At 55.7% G+C, this 14706-nt stretch carries 19 protein-coding genes; all 19 read left to right on the top strand.

Translation table 11 applies throughout. The features are described 5' to 3' along the window. Positions 1–8 precede the first annotated feature (8 nt). Genes RBH76_03340 through RBH76_03250 form a run of 19 tightly spaced genes read left to right on the top strand, consistent with a single transcriptional unit; the run spans position 9 to position 14705 of the window. The gene (locus tag RBH76_03340; protein ID WMJ84474.1) at positions 9–1655 is read left to right on the top strand and encodes a terminase large subunit; all 1647 of its coding nucleotides are present in this window, start codon (positions 9–11) and stop codon (positions 1653–1655) included. Between the two features lie 4 nt (positions 1656–1659). After that, positions 1660–2802, top strand: a complete 1143-nt coding sequence (locus tag RBH76_03335; GenBank protein WMJ84473.1) for a phage portal protein — start codon at positions 1660–1662, stop codon at positions 2800–2802. Further along, positions 2799–3821 carry an HK97 family phage prohead protease gene (locus RBH76_03330; GenBank protein ID WMJ84472.1) on the top strand — a complete coding sequence of 341 codons (1023 nt, stop codon included), beginning with the start codon at positions 2799–2801 and terminating at the stop codon, positions 3819–3821. The genes RBH76_03335 and RBH76_03330 overlap by 4 nt, the downstream gene beginning before the upstream one ends. A gap of 1 nt (position 3822) precedes the next feature. Next, the gene (locus RBH76_03325; protein ID WMJ84471.1) at positions 3823–4944 is read left to right on the top strand and encodes a phage major capsid protein; all 1122 of its coding nucleotides are present in this window, start codon (positions 3823–3825) and stop codon (positions 4942–4944) included. Further along, entirely contained in the window at positions 4944–5222 is a 279-nt protein-coding gene (locus tag RBH76_03320; GenBank protein ID WMJ84470.1) for a head-tail connector protein, read from the top strand. Before RBH76_03325 ends, RBH76_03320 begins: the two co-directional genes overlap by 1 nt. Continuing rightward, positions 5209–5508 (top strand): phage head closure protein, encoded by a 300-nt coding sequence (locus tag RBH76_03315; GenBank protein WMJ84469.1) that lies wholly within the window; start codon positions 5209–5211, stop codon positions 5506–5508. Before RBH76_03320 ends, RBH76_03315 begins: the two co-directional genes overlap by 14 nt. After that, positions 5508–5993 (top strand): hypothetical protein, encoded by a 486-nt coding sequence (locus RBH76_03310; GenBank protein ID WMJ84468.1) that lies wholly within the window; start codon positions 5508–5510, stop codon positions 5991–5993. Before RBH76_03315 ends, RBH76_03310 begins: the two co-directional genes overlap by 1 nt. Then, the gene (locus RBH76_03305) at positions 5977–6345 is read left to right on the top strand and encodes a DUF3168 domain-containing protein (protein WMJ84467.1); all 369 of its coding nucleotides are present in this window, start codon (positions 5977–5979) and stop codon (positions 6343–6345) included. Before RBH76_03310 ends, RBH76_03305 begins: the two co-directional genes overlap by 17 nt. Continuing rightward, positions 6342–6938, top strand: coding sequence for a hypothetical protein (locus tag RBH76_03300; GenBank protein WMJ84466.1), 597 nt, complete (start codon positions 6342–6344; stop codon positions 6936–6938). The genes RBH76_03305 and RBH76_03300 overlap by 4 nt, the downstream gene beginning before the upstream one ends. A gap of 2 nt (positions 6939–6940) precedes the next feature. Then, entirely contained in the window at positions 6941–7315 is a 375-nt protein-coding gene (locus RBH76_03295; protein ID WMJ84465.1) for a hypothetical protein, read from the top strand. 14 nt (positions 7316–7329) lie between these two features. After that, positions 7330–7530, top strand: coding sequence for a hypothetical protein (locus RBH76_03290; protein ID WMJ84464.1), 201 nt, complete (start codon positions 7330–7332; stop codon positions 7528–7530). A 4-nt stretch (positions 7531–7534) separates the two neighbouring features. Continuing rightward, positions 7535–9187 carry a hypothetical protein gene (locus RBH76_03285; protein ID WMJ84463.1) on the top strand — a complete coding sequence of 551 codons (1653 nt, stop codon included), beginning with the start codon at positions 7535–7537 and terminating at the stop codon, positions 9185–9187. After that, positions 9187–9729, top strand: coding sequence for a phage tail family protein (locus tag RBH76_03280; protein WMJ84462.1), 543 nt, complete (start codon positions 9187–9189; stop codon positions 9727–9729). The genes RBH76_03285 and RBH76_03280 overlap by 1 nt, the downstream gene beginning before the upstream one ends. A gap of 1 nt (position 9730) precedes the next feature. Then, complete coding sequence (locus RBH76_03275) at positions 9731–10126, top strand: hypothetical protein (GenBank protein ID WMJ84461.1); 396 nt, start codon at positions 9731–9733, stop codon at positions 10124–10126. Positions 10127–10138: 12 nt separating this feature from the next. After that, positions 10139–10666, top strand: coding sequence for a phage tail family protein (locus RBH76_03270; protein ID WMJ84460.1), 528 nt, complete (start codon positions 10139–10141; stop codon positions 10664–10666). Position 10667: 1 nt separating this feature from the next. Then, complete coding sequence (locus tag RBH76_03265; GenBank protein ID WMJ84459.1) at positions 10668–12434, top strand: phage tail spike protein; 1767 nt, start codon at positions 10668–10670, stop codon at positions 12432–12434. Continuing rightward, complete coding sequence (locus tag RBH76_03260) at positions 12435–13751, top strand: hypothetical protein (GenBank protein WMJ84458.1); 1317 nt, start codon at positions 12435–12437, stop codon at positions 13749–13751. It abuts the gene before it with no gap. A 16-nt stretch (positions 13752–13767) separates the two neighbouring features. Next, positions 13768–14301, top strand: a complete 534-nt coding sequence (locus RBH76_03255; protein WMJ84457.1) for a hypothetical protein — start codon at positions 13768–13770, stop codon at positions 14299–14301. After that, positions 14298–14705, top strand: a complete 408-nt coding sequence (locus tag RBH76_03250; protein ID WMJ84456.1) for a hypothetical protein — start codon at positions 14298–14300, stop codon at positions 14703–14705. The genes RBH76_03255 and RBH76_03250 overlap by 4 nt, the downstream gene beginning before the upstream one ends. Position 14706 lies beyond the last annotated feature (1 nt).

Genomic DNA, 14706 nt, shown 5'->3' with positions numbered 1-14706 from the left:
GGGAGCGGATGAACTACATACTGGAGTATTACCAGAAAATCAAGGCCGGGGAAATCATCGTCGGCAAGTGGATTTTGCTGGTGTACGAATATATCGTGAGCGGGCTGGAAAACGGCTCGTTTTTCTTTTCCTCTAAAAAGGCGGGCAAGGCCATCCGCTTTGTGGAGGCGTTTTGTCACCACTGCGAAGGGCGCAGCGATTTAATTAAGCTGGAGCTGTGGCAAAAGGCGATACTCTCCTGCGTTTTCGGCATTGTGGACGGTGAGGGCCTGCGCGTATTCCGCGAGGTATTAATCATCATGATGCGCAAGCAGGGCAAGACGCTTTTCGCCTCGGCGATTATCGCCTATATGGCGTACCTCGACGGCGAGTATGGCGCAAAGGTCTATTGCCTCGCGCCAAAGCTGGAGCAGGCCGCCATCGTGTACGAAAACTTTTATCAGATGGTGGAAAAGGAGCCGGAATTGTCGGCGCTGGCCAAGAAACGCCGGTCGGATATTTACATCGCCGACTATAACACCAGCATCAAGCCTATAGCCTTTAATGCCAAGAAGTCGGACGGCTTCAACCCGCATTTGGTGATCTGCGACGAGATCGCGGGCTGGTCAGGTGAGGCGGGGTTGCGGCAGTATGAGGTCATGAAGTCGGCGCTCGGTGCCCGGCGGCAGCCGTTGATTCTTTCAATCTCTACTGCGGGCTATATCAACGATTCGATTTATGACGAGCTGGTCAAGCGCGCCACGGCCTTTTTGCTGGGGAGCAGCCGGGAGCGCCGCCTGCTGCCGTTTTTGTACATGATCGACGACCCGGACAAGTGGAGCGACATCAACGAACTGCAAAAGGCGGGGCCGAACCTCGGCGTGTCGGTGGCGGTGGATTTTCTGCTGGAAGAGATTGCAGTCGCCGAAAACAGCCTTTCAAAGCGGGCAGAATTCCTGACCAAATACTGCAACATCAAGCAGAACGCCTCTGTCGCGTGGCTGGATTATCAGACAGTGGACAAGGCCGCGAAAAAGGTTTATAGCCTCGAGGACTTCCGTTCGTCCTACTGCGTTGGTGGCATCGACCTCTCGCAGACCACCGACCTGACCGCCTGCTGTGTGGTGATCGAGCGGGAGGGGAAACTGTTCACCTTTGCAAAATTCTTCATGCCTGCGTCTCGGCTGGAGGCGGCGCAGGCCGAGGACGGTGTGCCTTATGAGCTGTTCCGGCAGTGCGGCCTCTTGCAGCTTTCTGGCGAGAACTATGTGGACTATCGGGACTGCCTAAACTGGTTCCGAATGCTGGTGGAGGAATACGAGATTCTACCGCTAAAAATCGGCTATGACCGTTATTCGGCGCAGTATTTGGTGGAGGAAATGAAGCAATACGGCTTTCACATGGACGACGTGCATCAGGGCGAGAACCTCACACCGGTTATTCGGGAATTCGAGGGCATTCTGAAAGACGGCGCGTTCGAGATGGGCGACAATGCGCTGTTAAAGGCGCATTTTCTCAATGTGGCGCTAAAACACAACAGCGAGACAAGAAAATTCCGCCCGGTGAAGATTGGGCAGCGTGAGCGCATTGACGGCTTTGTCGCCGTGATCGACGCCATGACGGTGCGCCAAAAATGGTATGCCGACATCGGCGAGCAGCTAAAAAACGAGGGGTGATTCTTTGGGACTTTTCGAGAGTATTTTTAAGCGGCCCAACCGCGCGAACGACGCCGGGCAGTATTTTCAAACCCTGACGGCCTACCGCCCGGTGTTTTCTTCGTTTGAGGGCGGGCTGTATGAGATGGAGCTGACCCGCGCGGCGGTTCACGCGGTAGCAAACCACGTCAGCAAGCTAAAGCCGGAGGTGATCGGGGCGGCAAAGCCACATTTGGCGCGCACACTTGCCTACCGCCCGAACCCGTTTTCATCGACGCCGCAGTTTTTATACCGGCTGGCCACCATTCTGCTGGTGAATAACACGGCTTTCATTGTGCCGATTGAGGACGGATTCGGGGACATCATCGGGTATTATCCGGCGCTGCCGCAGCTTTGCGAGGTCATGGAGGTGAGCGGCAGGCCCTATTTGCGTTATACCTTTTCGAGCGGGAAACGCGCGACCATTGAACTGGAGCGGGCGGGGGTGCTGACGATGCACCAGTATCGCGACGACTTTTTCGGCGAAAATAACGCGGCCATGAACCCGACCATGCAGCTGATCCACACACAAAATCAGGGTATTCAGGAGGGCGTGAAGAATTCGGCGACATTCCGCTTTATGGCGCAGTCCTCAAACTTCGCCAAGGGTACCGATTTGACTGCCGAGCGCAAGCGCTTCACCACCGAGAACTTCGCCGCCGAAGAGTCGGGCGGGCTGCTGCTGTTCCCGAACACCTACACCAACATACAGCAGATTAAAAGCCAGCCGTTTGTAGTGGATGCCGCGCAGATGCAGGCGATTCAGGCGAATGTGTTTAATTACTTCGGGGTCAATGAGGAGATTTTGCAGAATAAGGCCATCGGCGACAGCTGGGCGGCATTCTATGAGGGGCAGATCGAGCCGCTTTCCATTCAGATTTCCACCGTTATGACCAATATGACCTTCACCGACCGCGAGCGTTCAACCGGCAACCAGATTTTTCTCACTGCCAACCGGCTGCAATACATGACAAACAATGACAAGTTGCGGGTGTCAACCTTAATGTTCGACCGTGGCCTCATGAACCGCAACGAGATACGCGAGATTTGGAACCTGCCACCACTGGATGATGGGGACGGCTATTATATTCGCGGCGAATATCACCCGACAAAGGAGGAACCGACATGACAATTAATGTTATCATAGGCCCTCCTTGTTCGGGAAAATCGACCTATGTGCAAGAGCGCATCAAAGAGGGCGATATTGTTTCCGACTATGACCGTATTGCTCGGGCACTGACCTATGACAAGCAGCATAAGACTGAGCGCGAGGCAATTCACCCGTATGTTATTGAGGTTAGAATGGCGATTCTCAGACGGCTAAATCGGGAAAAAGACGTTAAGAATGCATGGATTATTACAACGAATTTGAGCGACAACTTCAAAAGCTATTTGGACACGATGAACCCCAACTACATCGAAATGGATGTTTCCAAGGAAGAATGCTACAAAAGGTTAGCGGGGGATGATGACCGACCGGACAAAGAAGCGTGGCGAACTAAAATAGATGAATGGTTTAAAGCGCATGAGAGTGTACAGAAACAGGAAGGGAGAAGCAATTTGGTTACAAAAGACCGGCAGCACCGCACATTTGAGATTCGGGCAGCGGCGGACGGCATGACCGTTGAGGGCTACGCCGCCACTTTTGAGCAGCCCACCGTGTTGTATGAATATGACGGCATCAAGTATTACGAGGTCATTTCGCGCGGGGCGTTCACCGGCGCGCAGATGTCCGACGTGATGATGAACTTTAACCACCGGGGCAAGCCGGTGGCCCGCACCAAGAACGGCACCCTGACGCTGGAGGTGGACGACTACGGCCTGAAAATCAAGGCCGACCTTTCCGGCACCGAAGAGGGGCGCAGGCTCTACGAAGAGGTCAAGGGCGGGTACATCGACAAAATGTCCTTTACCTTCAAGGCAGACCCCAACCGGGACAGCTATGACCGGCTGACCCATACACGGCGTATTTCCGGCTTCGAGCGCATCTATGACGTGGCTGCGGTCGATATTCCGGCTTACGATAGCACCAGCATTTCGGCGCGTTCCTTTTTTGAGGCGCAGGCAGAAGCCGAGGCGGCAGAAGTTATTCAGCACCGAAATGCGGCAAAAAGACTGATTTTAAATTTAACAACGGAGGGATTTTAGCATGAAAAAGAGAATTCTTGAAATTGAAGCGCGCCTGTCGGCCATCAAGACCGAGGCGGCAAAGGACGACGCGAACATTGACGCGCTGACCAAGGAGGCGGGCGACTTGCAGGAAGAGCGCAAGGGCCTGCTGGAACAGGCCGAAAAGCGCCAGAAGTTGCTGGACAGCATTTCCGAGGGTGGTGCGGGTCAGGTGATCCGCAATTTTGGCGATGGGCCGGAGGCGCGCAAGTATTCCGCTGAATCGCCCGAGTACCGCAGCGCGTTTTTTAAAAACCTGCTGGGCCGCGAGCTGGACACCGAGGAACGCGCCGCTTTCACCCACCTGACCACCAACACCACCGCCGTGCTGCCGACCACGACTCTAAACCAGATTTGGGACTTGGTGAGCGGGCAGCACAGCATCATGAAGGATATCAAGGTGCTGAAAACCGGCACCGTGATTAAGGTTGCAAAGCATATCGCCATTGTGCAGGGCAAGGCCAAGAAGGTGGCGGAGGGTGCCGCCAACGACGACGAGAAGAACACCTTCGTGGATGTCACACTCACCGGCAACGACTTTTCGAAGCATATCAACGTTTCGTATGCCATGGCGCAAATGAGCATTGACGCGCTGGAGGCGTATCTTGTCACCGAGCTTTCGGAGCAGCTGGGCGAGGCGATGGCCGACGACGCGGTCGCCACGATTATCGCAGGTATCAACGCGACGAACAAAGTTGAAACGGCGACGGTGGCGACCGTCACCTACAAGGAGCTGGCTGCCCTCTTCGGGCTGCTAAAGCGGGCGCGCGACATCAAGATTTATGTCACCAACGCCACCCTTTACAACCGGCTGGTGGCTATGATCGACGACACCGGCCGGCCGATTTTCCAGCCCAACATGCAGGACGGTGCCAAGGGTGCGCTGCTGGGCGGCCTGATCCGCATTGAGGATTCGGTTGGCGACGATAAGATTCTGATCGGCGACCCGAACCGGGTGCTGTTCAACATGGTGCAGGATATCATGATCGAGCGGGACAAGGACATCAAAAACCACGTCTATACTTATGCCGGTTATGCCCGAGGCGAGGGCGCGCTGATGGATGATAAGTCCTTCGCGCTGCTGACCGTCAAGGTGGCCTAATGGCGGCGATACTGGACGTGGTCAAACTGGCGCTGCGGATTACAACCGGCTATTTTGACGCTGAACTGACTGATTTGATCGACGCCGCGCAGGCCGATTTGACACTGTGCGGCGTCAATGCTGCCGAAAAACAGGACGACCCGCTGATAAAGCGGGCCGTTGTGCTTTATTGCAAGGCGCATTTTGGCGCGGACGACAACGCCGGGCGCTATCAGCAGTCCTACGACATGCTGAAAGGTTCTTTGATGATTGCGGGGGATTATCGTGTTGAATCGTGACACCGTGATAACGCTGCTGGGTGGTGAACCCTCTGTCAATGCGGCGGGCGATACGATCCCGGGCAGCGCGCGCACCGACGTGGTTGCGCGCATTCGCTCGGTCGGTCAGTCTGAATTTTATCAGGCGCAGGCATTGGGGCAAAAGCCGGAGATTAAAGCCGTGATTTGGGCGGTGGAATACGCTGGCCAGCAACAGGTGGAAATTGACGGGCGGGTGTATCGCATTAACCGAACCTATCAGGATGGCGACCATATGGAGCTAACCTGTCAGTCGGGGGTGGGTTAATGGCGATTCCTTCACCCGTGAAGTTTAGAAAGGGGCAGGTTGAGCTTGTTTCTAGCGTTGACCGCGCCAGCTACACCCTGACCGAATTAACCCGCGCCGCCTTAAAAGACACTGGGCGGTTGATCCTCATGCGCTGCGCGCGCAAACTGCGGACACTTCCGGGCGGCTCGAAGTTCATGAACAAAAACCGCACCGGTAAATTTCAATTTTGGGTGCGCAAGCAGGAAAATGACCTGATTATTGGCATTCACAATTTGCAGCGGGGCGCGCACGGTGAGGCATGGTATGGCGAACTGCAAGAGCTGGGCACCTCGAACCAGCCGCGGCGCGAGATTCTGCAATCCACGGTGCGGGAGAGCATCGAGGACATTCGCAAGATTCAGGGCGCGTATCTATCCGCTATTGAGGACGACATCCGCGCGCAGGAGCTAATCGACGAAAACGAGGAAATCGGGGAGGCGGGCGACGATGACGCAGAAACTTAAAACCATCATCCGGGCGCTGCTGATGGCACGCTGCCCGAATGTTTATTATGAGGACGCGCCGCCCGAGAAGCTGTTCCCGCACATTGTGTTTGATCTCAACTGTTTTTTCAGCGGGGATCGGTGGGACTATTCGCTGGAGATTAATGTGTGGGACAGGTCAAGTGACACGGCGGCGGTCGATGCGTTGGCGGATGCCTGCACCAAGGCGTTGGATCACCGCTGTGAACTGACCGACACACTGCAATACCGCATTTACCGGGCGACGCGCAACAAGGTGGAAGACCCCGACCCCGAACTGCGGCGCCGACGATTGACATTTGAACTTTATGCTTACGAAAGGAGTAACACATGAGCAAAACATATAGCGGTTTTACTGCAAAGACCCCGGAGCGCCTGCTTTTGGATGCGGGCGCTTTTTTTAAGAATTTTGATGCCGCGACCGATACCTTTGACACGGCGGTGACTGCCGGAAAACTGATTGGCGCGACACGCGGAGGCGGTGAATTTAAGGCTGCCCCGACCATCCGCCGCATTGAGGTGGACGGCGTCAAGGGTGCGGCCAAGGGGCTGGAGGCCATCGACGAGTGGGTGGTCACACTGATGGCCAATTTCTTGGAACTCTCGGAGGACGTGCTAAAATTGGCACTGGTTTCGGCGGATGTGGACAGCACGACCAACACTGATTACAACATTCTTTCGGCCCGCAACTACTTCGATTTGGCGGACTATATCGAGAATGTTACATGGGTGGGCAAGCTTTCGGGCAGCGGTATGCCGGTGATTATTCAGGTAATGAACGCCATTAACACCAACGGACTGACCGCCAGCATGCAAGACAAGAACGAGGGCGTGGTGCAGATGATTTTCACCGGGCACTATGACCAAGCGAGTTTGGACAGCCCGCCATTTAAGATTTTCTATCCCAAGGCTGAAACGGAGGCATAGGCATGAGAAAATTAACGACGCAGGATGTTTTTTCTGCGCTGCGAATTGCTTCGGATTTGCAGCTTAAAGACGAGATTCAGACCCTTGCGCAGCTGGCCAACGATGGCAAACTGTCTAAAGACGAGATTGGCGCGCAGGCGTTTATGAAGGTGTTGGATCTGTTTGTTTCTAAAAAGGCGGAGGGGCGCATTTATGAATTTCTCGCCGGGCCGTTTGAAATAACGCCCGAGGAAGTGCGCGACATGCCGCTGATGGATTTAGCGGAAAACGTTAAAACACTGGCGGAGGAAAACAACCTCGCCGGTTTTTTTACGTTGCTGGGCGGCTTGACTACACCGAAGTCCTCGACCTCGTCCTTTGCCGCTATCGCGAAATAGCGTTCATCATGGCGATGCCGTCCGGGGATGGGCTGCGGCTGATCCGCCACGCCATGCGAGAGCGGGAAGAGGATTTTCTGCGCCAGCGCTGGGTGGCAGGATATCAGCACATACCGTTTGAGGAATTCAAGCGCGGCCTGTCGGCGCGGGCGGACACCCGGAACGAATCGGATATTTTAGCGGACGTGAAGTCTATTTTGAGCATGGCGAGGTGATGCTGTGGAACTGTTTAAACTGTTTGGCACAATTCTAGTCGATAACAAAGAGGCGCTCAACAGCATCAGCCAGACCGACGGCAAAGCCAAAGGGCTGATGGATTCGGTCGGCGGTGGGATCAAGGCCGTCGCGGGTGCGGCGGTGGCGGTGGGGGCTGCGGCCTCTGCCGGTGCGGCGGCGATGTATGGCATGGCGACCAAGGCAGCGGCAGCGACCGACACCATCGACAAAATGAGCCAGAAGATTGGCGTCTCGCGCACCGCCTATCAGGAATTGGACTTTGTGCTGTCGCAGAGCGGCACATCAGTCGATAAAATGCAGTCGGGCATGAAGTCGCTGACCACGGCCATTGATGGCGTCAGCACCGGCAACAAGGCTGCCATTGAAAACTTTAATAAGCTGGGTGTGTCGGCGGTGGATGCCAACGGCAACCTGCGCAATCAGGAGGATGTGCTTTTTGATACCATCGACGCCTTTCAGAAGATGGAGGACGGCACCGAAAAGGCCCGCCTCGCACAGGAGCTTTTCGGGCGAACCGGCACCGAGCTGATGCCGTTATTAAACGGGCAGGCGGGCAGCATGGAGGAAATGCGCAAGCAGGCGCATGAATTAGGGCTTGTCATTGCCGACGATGCGGTCGATGCCGGTGTAAAGTTCACCGACACCATTGACCAGATGAAGCGCTCTTTCGGTGCGGCGGCCACGCAGGTGGGCGTCAAGCTGATGCCCATCATCCAGCAGGCGGCGAGCTGGGTCATTGAAAACATGCCCATGATCCAGAAAGTTGTGAGCAAGGTCTTTGACATCATCGGGTCGGGCGTTTCGGTTGTTGTGGACTTTATCGCGCAGCTCATTGCGGCATGGGCCGAATGGGCGACCAGCAACCAAGAAACGATAGACGCCGTCATGGCGGCGCTCGCTTCTCTTTGGGAGTGGGTGCAAGAGTTGGCGGCGACCGTTTTAGAAGTCATTAAGGCTTTTATGGATGCAATGAGCGCCTTTTGGAAAGCCCACGGCGACGAGATCATCGCAATTATCGAACCGCTGTGGGAGGGCGTGAAGGTCATTATCGACACCGCCCTCAATGTCCTCATGGCGCTGTTCCGGGCATTCGCCGCCTTGTTCAAAGGGGACTGGTCGGGCTTTTGGACAGAGATTAAAACCCTGCTCAAATCCTTGTGGGATGGCATTGTTCAGCTGGTGCCGCTGCTGCTGCAAGCCTTTATCAAAGCTTTTGAGCTGGGCTTTTCGCTGCTGTTTGATGTCGGTGAGAGCCTGTTCAATGCGCTGTGGGACGGCCTTAAAAGCGTGTGGGACGGCATTGTCAGCTGGGTGAGTGAAAAAGTCTCTTGGCTGGCCGACAAGCTCGCATTCTGGCGCAGCGGAAAGTCGCAGATGAGCGAGGGCGACGACATCGACGGCAGCCATGCAACCGGCCTTTCTTATGTGCCGTATGACGGTTATGTCGCGGAGCTGCACCAAGGCGAGCGGGTGCTGACCGCTGATGAGGCCAGAGGCTACGGGCAGGAGGGCGGTGTCACTATCGCCAAGCTGGCCGACACCATCATCGTGCGGGAAGAGGCCGATATTGACAAGATTGCAACGGCGCTGCATCGGAAAATCCAGCGTGAAAAGCGCGGGAGGGGGTTGCCTTAATGGTCAATGATTTTACATTCAGGGGTGAACGCGCCTCGTCAAAGGGCATTATTGTGCAGCGGATCACGAACTTGCTAAAACCGGCGAAGCGGGTCAATCTGCTGACCATTGCTGGGCGCAACGGTGTGACGCGCCAGACCGACGGCACCTATGCCGAGCGTCAGATCCTCATGGATTGCATGCTGATTGAGCACAGTCGCGCGGCGCTACAGCTGAAAGTGGAGGCCATCGCCAAATGGCTTTCCACTTCCGGCGAGCTGGTGATCCTCTCGACGCCCGGCCGCATTTATGACATGTCGCCGGACGGGGAGATTGTGCTGTCGCCCAACCAGTCAACACAGTCCTTTCAAATTGCATTTTCAGGCTTTCCCTTTGCGTTGAGCCAGCCCAATATGGTGGACTTCTTCATCAGCAGCCACGAGCAAACTGCGCAGGTCGCGGTCAGCGGCACCGCTGATACACCTTGCGTGATCCGCATCAAAAATACCGGCACCAGCCCGATTTATAACATCCAGATCGGGCACCGGAAGGAGGTCAATTGATATGCCTGCAAGCAACTATTTACAGCGGCAAGCCCTCAACGCGTTTTTGCGCGGGACTGTGCCGACCATTCCAAACACCTGCTATCTGGCGCTTTACACCACTAACCCCGGGTCGAGCGATTCGGGCACGGAGGTCAACGGCATCAACTATGAGCGGGTGCCGGTGGCATTTTCGGCTGCCACGTCGAGCGGGACATCTTCGTCGGTGTCCAATTCGGCGGTCGTGACGTTCCCCGAAGCGGGCGGCTCATGGGGGCGCGTCGCCTATCTTGGCATTCGCGATGCCGCAACCGGCGGCAACCTGCTATATTATGGCGCACTGAGTACGGCGCTCGATGTGCTGACCGGGACAACGCCGAAATTTGAGGCGGGGACGCTGACGGTATTCCTTGAATAAGGGGGCGGGGCAATGATCCGCTTTAACAGGGGCAAGTTCAACGTTTCGGGTGGGGACACGACCAGCTTCATTTGCGATGTACGCGCGTCACACGGGGTTGAAGCGCGCATGTCCACGCTTGTAAAGCTGGAGCGCACGACGCTTTCAGCGGCGCATGGCGTGACCGGCAGGCTGTCGGCGACGTTGGCCGCTCGCTGTTCGATTCAGTCGGCATTCTCAGGTGTGGCAAGGCCGAAGTATCTGGTCAATTTGGGAACGGCGCAGATTATCGCGCAGTTTTCGCTATCCGCCCCGACGCTGCGCACCACCGCCTATGATTACATCGACCTGAAAGGCATTGCGCTGATGCCCGGTGAAACGCTGGAGATCGACACCGAGAACATGACGGTAACCATCAACGGCAAAAACGCGGTGCAGCACTGGCAGCTGGGCAGCAAGTTTTTTGAGCTGGCACCGGGCGAAAATACGTTCATTTATTACGACACCGGATCGGCGCGCAAAGCAGCCCTCACGGTGACATGGCGCGACAGGTGGCTGTGATATGGTGACGACAATCTACGACCACAAAACGGGGCTGCGGCTGTGTTTTCTGCAAAATGCCTTTGACATTGAATATTCGCTGAACCTCAACGGCCTACACACGGCGCGGTTCTCCCTCCCGGCGGAGGACGCCAAAAACGCCTATTGTACACCGTTTAATTATGTGGAGCTGTTCGACGGCGACGAGCGGGTCGAGCTGTTTCGCATCATGCCGTATACCTTCACCCGGACGGCGGACACCCACGCCTACACCTACGAGTGCGAGCATGTTCTCGCGGTGCTGATGGACGATGTGCTATTCGGCTGGCATGAGCTGGGCAACATGGCCACGCCTCAGATCATGCGCTATGTCCTCGACCGGCAGGTTGTGACGCGCTGGCAGTTGGGGCGGTGCGATTTCGGCGACTATTATCAGTATGCGTGGGAGAACGAAAACCTGCTGTCGGCACTCTTTTCCATTCCGTCACCCTTTACGGTGGCGTACCGCTGGACATTTGACACGACCGTGACGCCGTGGGTGCTGAATCTCATTCCTGCCGACGAGACTTTCAGCGGCAAGGAAATCCGCTACCGCAAAAATATGTCGGAGATCACCAAGACGGTGGACGCCACCAACTTGACGACCCGGCTTTATTGCCTCGGGTATGGGGAGGGGGACAACCAGCTGACGATTGGCAGCCCGCCGTATCTGGATGCCGACACCATCGACCGCTATGGCATTATTTCTAAAATCTATGTCGACCGCAGCCAGCAGACCCGTGAAAGCCTGCGCGCGGCGGGGCGGGCGGTGCTGGAGGCAGCCAAGGAACCATATGTCAGTTACACGATGCAGGCGACCGACAAGGCCGCAACCATCGGCGAAACAGTGCGGGTACTAGACGACGAGGACGGCATCGAATTTTATGCCGTCGTGGCTGCTATGACGGTGGCGCAGGATAACGTCACAGTGCAGATCGCCAGCAAGGTGCAGGATGTGGCGGCGACGATTGCCGACCTTTCTGACCGGCAGCGGATCGCCGACCTCTACGCGCAGGGGGCGACCAACATCGACTCCCACGACTTCGCCGACAACTGTGACGCATCTAATCCGGCAACGCTGCGGTTTTATATTCCTGCCGAGGCGGTGCGGATCAACGCGGTGAAGCTGACCTATTCCTTCCTGCCGTTTCGTTCATTCTCTAAGGGTGTTGCGAGCGGGGGCGGCAGCAGCGTGACCTCGAAGTCTGGCGGCGGACAAAGCGCCACATCCGACGCGGGCGGCGGGGACAGTGTAACGAGCGAATCGGGCGGCAGGGTGACGGTGTCCTATTCGCCGACCTACAACTCGGTGGCGTCGAGCTATCCCAAATATGACGACGGCGAGGGCATTGAAGAGCATTACCACACGGTGGGAACGGGGACAATGGCGCATTCGCACACCGTCCCGGGTCATACACATGAGGTAGCGATACCGGATCACCGGCATTCCTTCGATATTCCTTCCCACACCCACAAGGTAGATGTTCCGACACACACGCACGACATGCAGCATGGCATTTTTACCGGCACCAAAGCCAGCGCGGCGACCATCAAGGTAGACGGGCGCGCCATTCCGGCGACCGCCGACACCGAGCTGGATATTGTGCAATATCTGGCCACCGACAACGCGGGGAAAATCACCCGGTCGGCGTGGCATTCTATCGAGATTATACCCAACCTGCTGACCCGCATCGAGGCGTCGGTCATGGTGCAGGTTTTCATCAATTCTCGCGGCAAGGGGGATTATTAAATGCAAACGATGTACCCGGCTTTTGTAAACAGCCCGGAAACGGTGACGCTCGGCGCGATTTCGCCGACCGACACCACCGTGACGGTGCAGGACATTACCAAAATACCGGTGCCGCCGAACCTTTTGGTGATCGGCGGCGACAGGCCCGACGCCGAGACGGTGCTGCTGACGGCGGTGTCTGGCTCGACGCTGACCATTCAGCGCGCGGTGAACGGTACCGCCCGGACGTGGGCGGACAGAACGACCATCGCGCGAAATTTCACGGCCTACGACCACGACGCTTTCAAGGCGAATATTGAGAAACTGAACACCGGTAAGCTGAACACTGACGGCAACGGCTCGAATGTGACGGCGGACTTTACACAGGCATCGTCAAAATTGAACATTTCCAGCGGTGAAAAGCTGTCGGTGATCTTCGGCAAGCTCATGAAGTGGTACGCAAGTTTCGGCGCGGCGGCGTGGATGTGTACCGGCACCACATCCGGCACCGTGGCGCTGGGCAACCACAACCACACAGCGGCGGCGGTGGGCGCTGTTCCGACCACGCGGAAGGTGAACGGCAAGGCGCTTTCTGCTGATGTGACGCTGACTGCGCCAGACGTAGACGCACGGCCTAATGACTGGTTACCAACGACTGGCGAGATAGGGGCCGCACCTGATTTCATGAGAAGCAGCCGCACCATATACGTAGCAACTACGGGGAGCGACATTACTGGCGATGGCACAAGTGCAAATCCGTACGCAACTATAAGCAAGGCCGTAAGCATGCTAACGCCTGTGTCTGCGGGCAACTATAACACCACCATCAATATAGCTACCGGGACATACACAGAGAATATTTTGATTGCAAATATCAGTAATGTTGTAACGTTAAGCCCATCTGGGAGTACCACGATAAACGGAACACTGACCATATCAGGAGCGCAAATTGTTCTCGGTAATAATCTTACGATAAATGCTACGTCTGCGTCTGCTATATTGGTGAATGTTAACAGAGGCGGAACATTTAACCTTGACAATAAAACGCTGATATTAACTAATACCAGTGGCCTGTCAGGGGTTATTGGAGTATTAGCCGAGTTAGGCGGCAACATGAACACCGCTGTTGCAAGCGGAACAATAAGCATCACAGACATGACCAATGCTGCTATTGCAGCAAACGGAACAGGTCGTGTTTATGCCAATACCATTATGGGGAACGGGAACGGAATTGGCATTAGAGCGTGGGGAGGAATTATAACATATGGGACTTTACAAAGCGGATTTTCAACAACAGAAGTCTCAAAGACACGCGGAGGTCAAGCATATACTGGCTAAAAAAGGGGGATAAAACATGAAAATGACAGCATATGGAGCACAATTTGAGTGTGCCAAAGCCGTTAAGGGAGACAGGGATATATATCTGTTTGACAGTGGCGGCAACTGCATCGCTAGCTTTGAAGGCATATCCGATTTTTCTTGTTATGCCATCAGCGGCGGGGAATGGTCAGAAAGATCATTGAATGAAATCAAATCTTCCAAAATTTCCGCCAGCAAAACACAGCTCGCAGAGTATTTAGAAACCCACCCGCTTACATACACCGACGGCAAGCAATACAGCGTCACCGCCGAGAAGCAAAGCCTGCTGACCTCGGCACTGGCGCGATATCAGATTGCAACCGCCGCCGGGGTGCAAACTGCGTTAAAGTGGAACGCCACCGGCGAGGAATGCACCGTGTGGGAATACGCTGATCTGGCGGCGCTGGCCTTGGAGATTGCGGCCTATGTTGAGCCACTTGTCTCACAGCAGCAGGCCGCAGAGGTGGCCATTAACGCCTGCAGCACCGTGGCCGAAGTCGAGGCGATTGTGATCGCCTACGGATCATGAAGCGGATAAGCGCCCTGTTCATGACGGGCGGGGCGTTGTACTTCCTGTTTGAAACACTGTGGCGGGGATATTCTCACTGGACAATGTTTGTTCTCGGTGGGCTATGCTTTGTGCTGGTGGGCGGCCTCAATGAGTTTTTGCCGTGGGAAATGCCACTGGTGCGTCAAATGCTGCTCGGCGGGCTGATTATCACGGTCGGCGAGCTGCTGACTGGCATCGTCGTGAACCTCTGGTTTGGCTGGAACGTGTGGGATTATTCCGCGCTGCTGGGCAACCTGTGGGGGCAAATCTGCCCACAGTATAGTTTCCTGTGGGTGGTGCTATCCGGGCCGATAATCATACTGGATGATATACTGCGCTGGAAGTGGTACGGCGACAAAATGCCGTCGTACAGACTAATATAAA

This window comes from Oscillospiraceae bacterium MB24-C1, assembly GCA_030913685.1.
Taxonomy (GTDB): domain Bacteria; phylum Bacillota; class Clostridia; order Oscillospirales; family Ruminococcaceae; genus Yanshouia.
The sequence above is the reverse complement of the archived record's forward strand: the minus strand, read 5'-3'. Positions and strand labels throughout refer to the sequence as shown.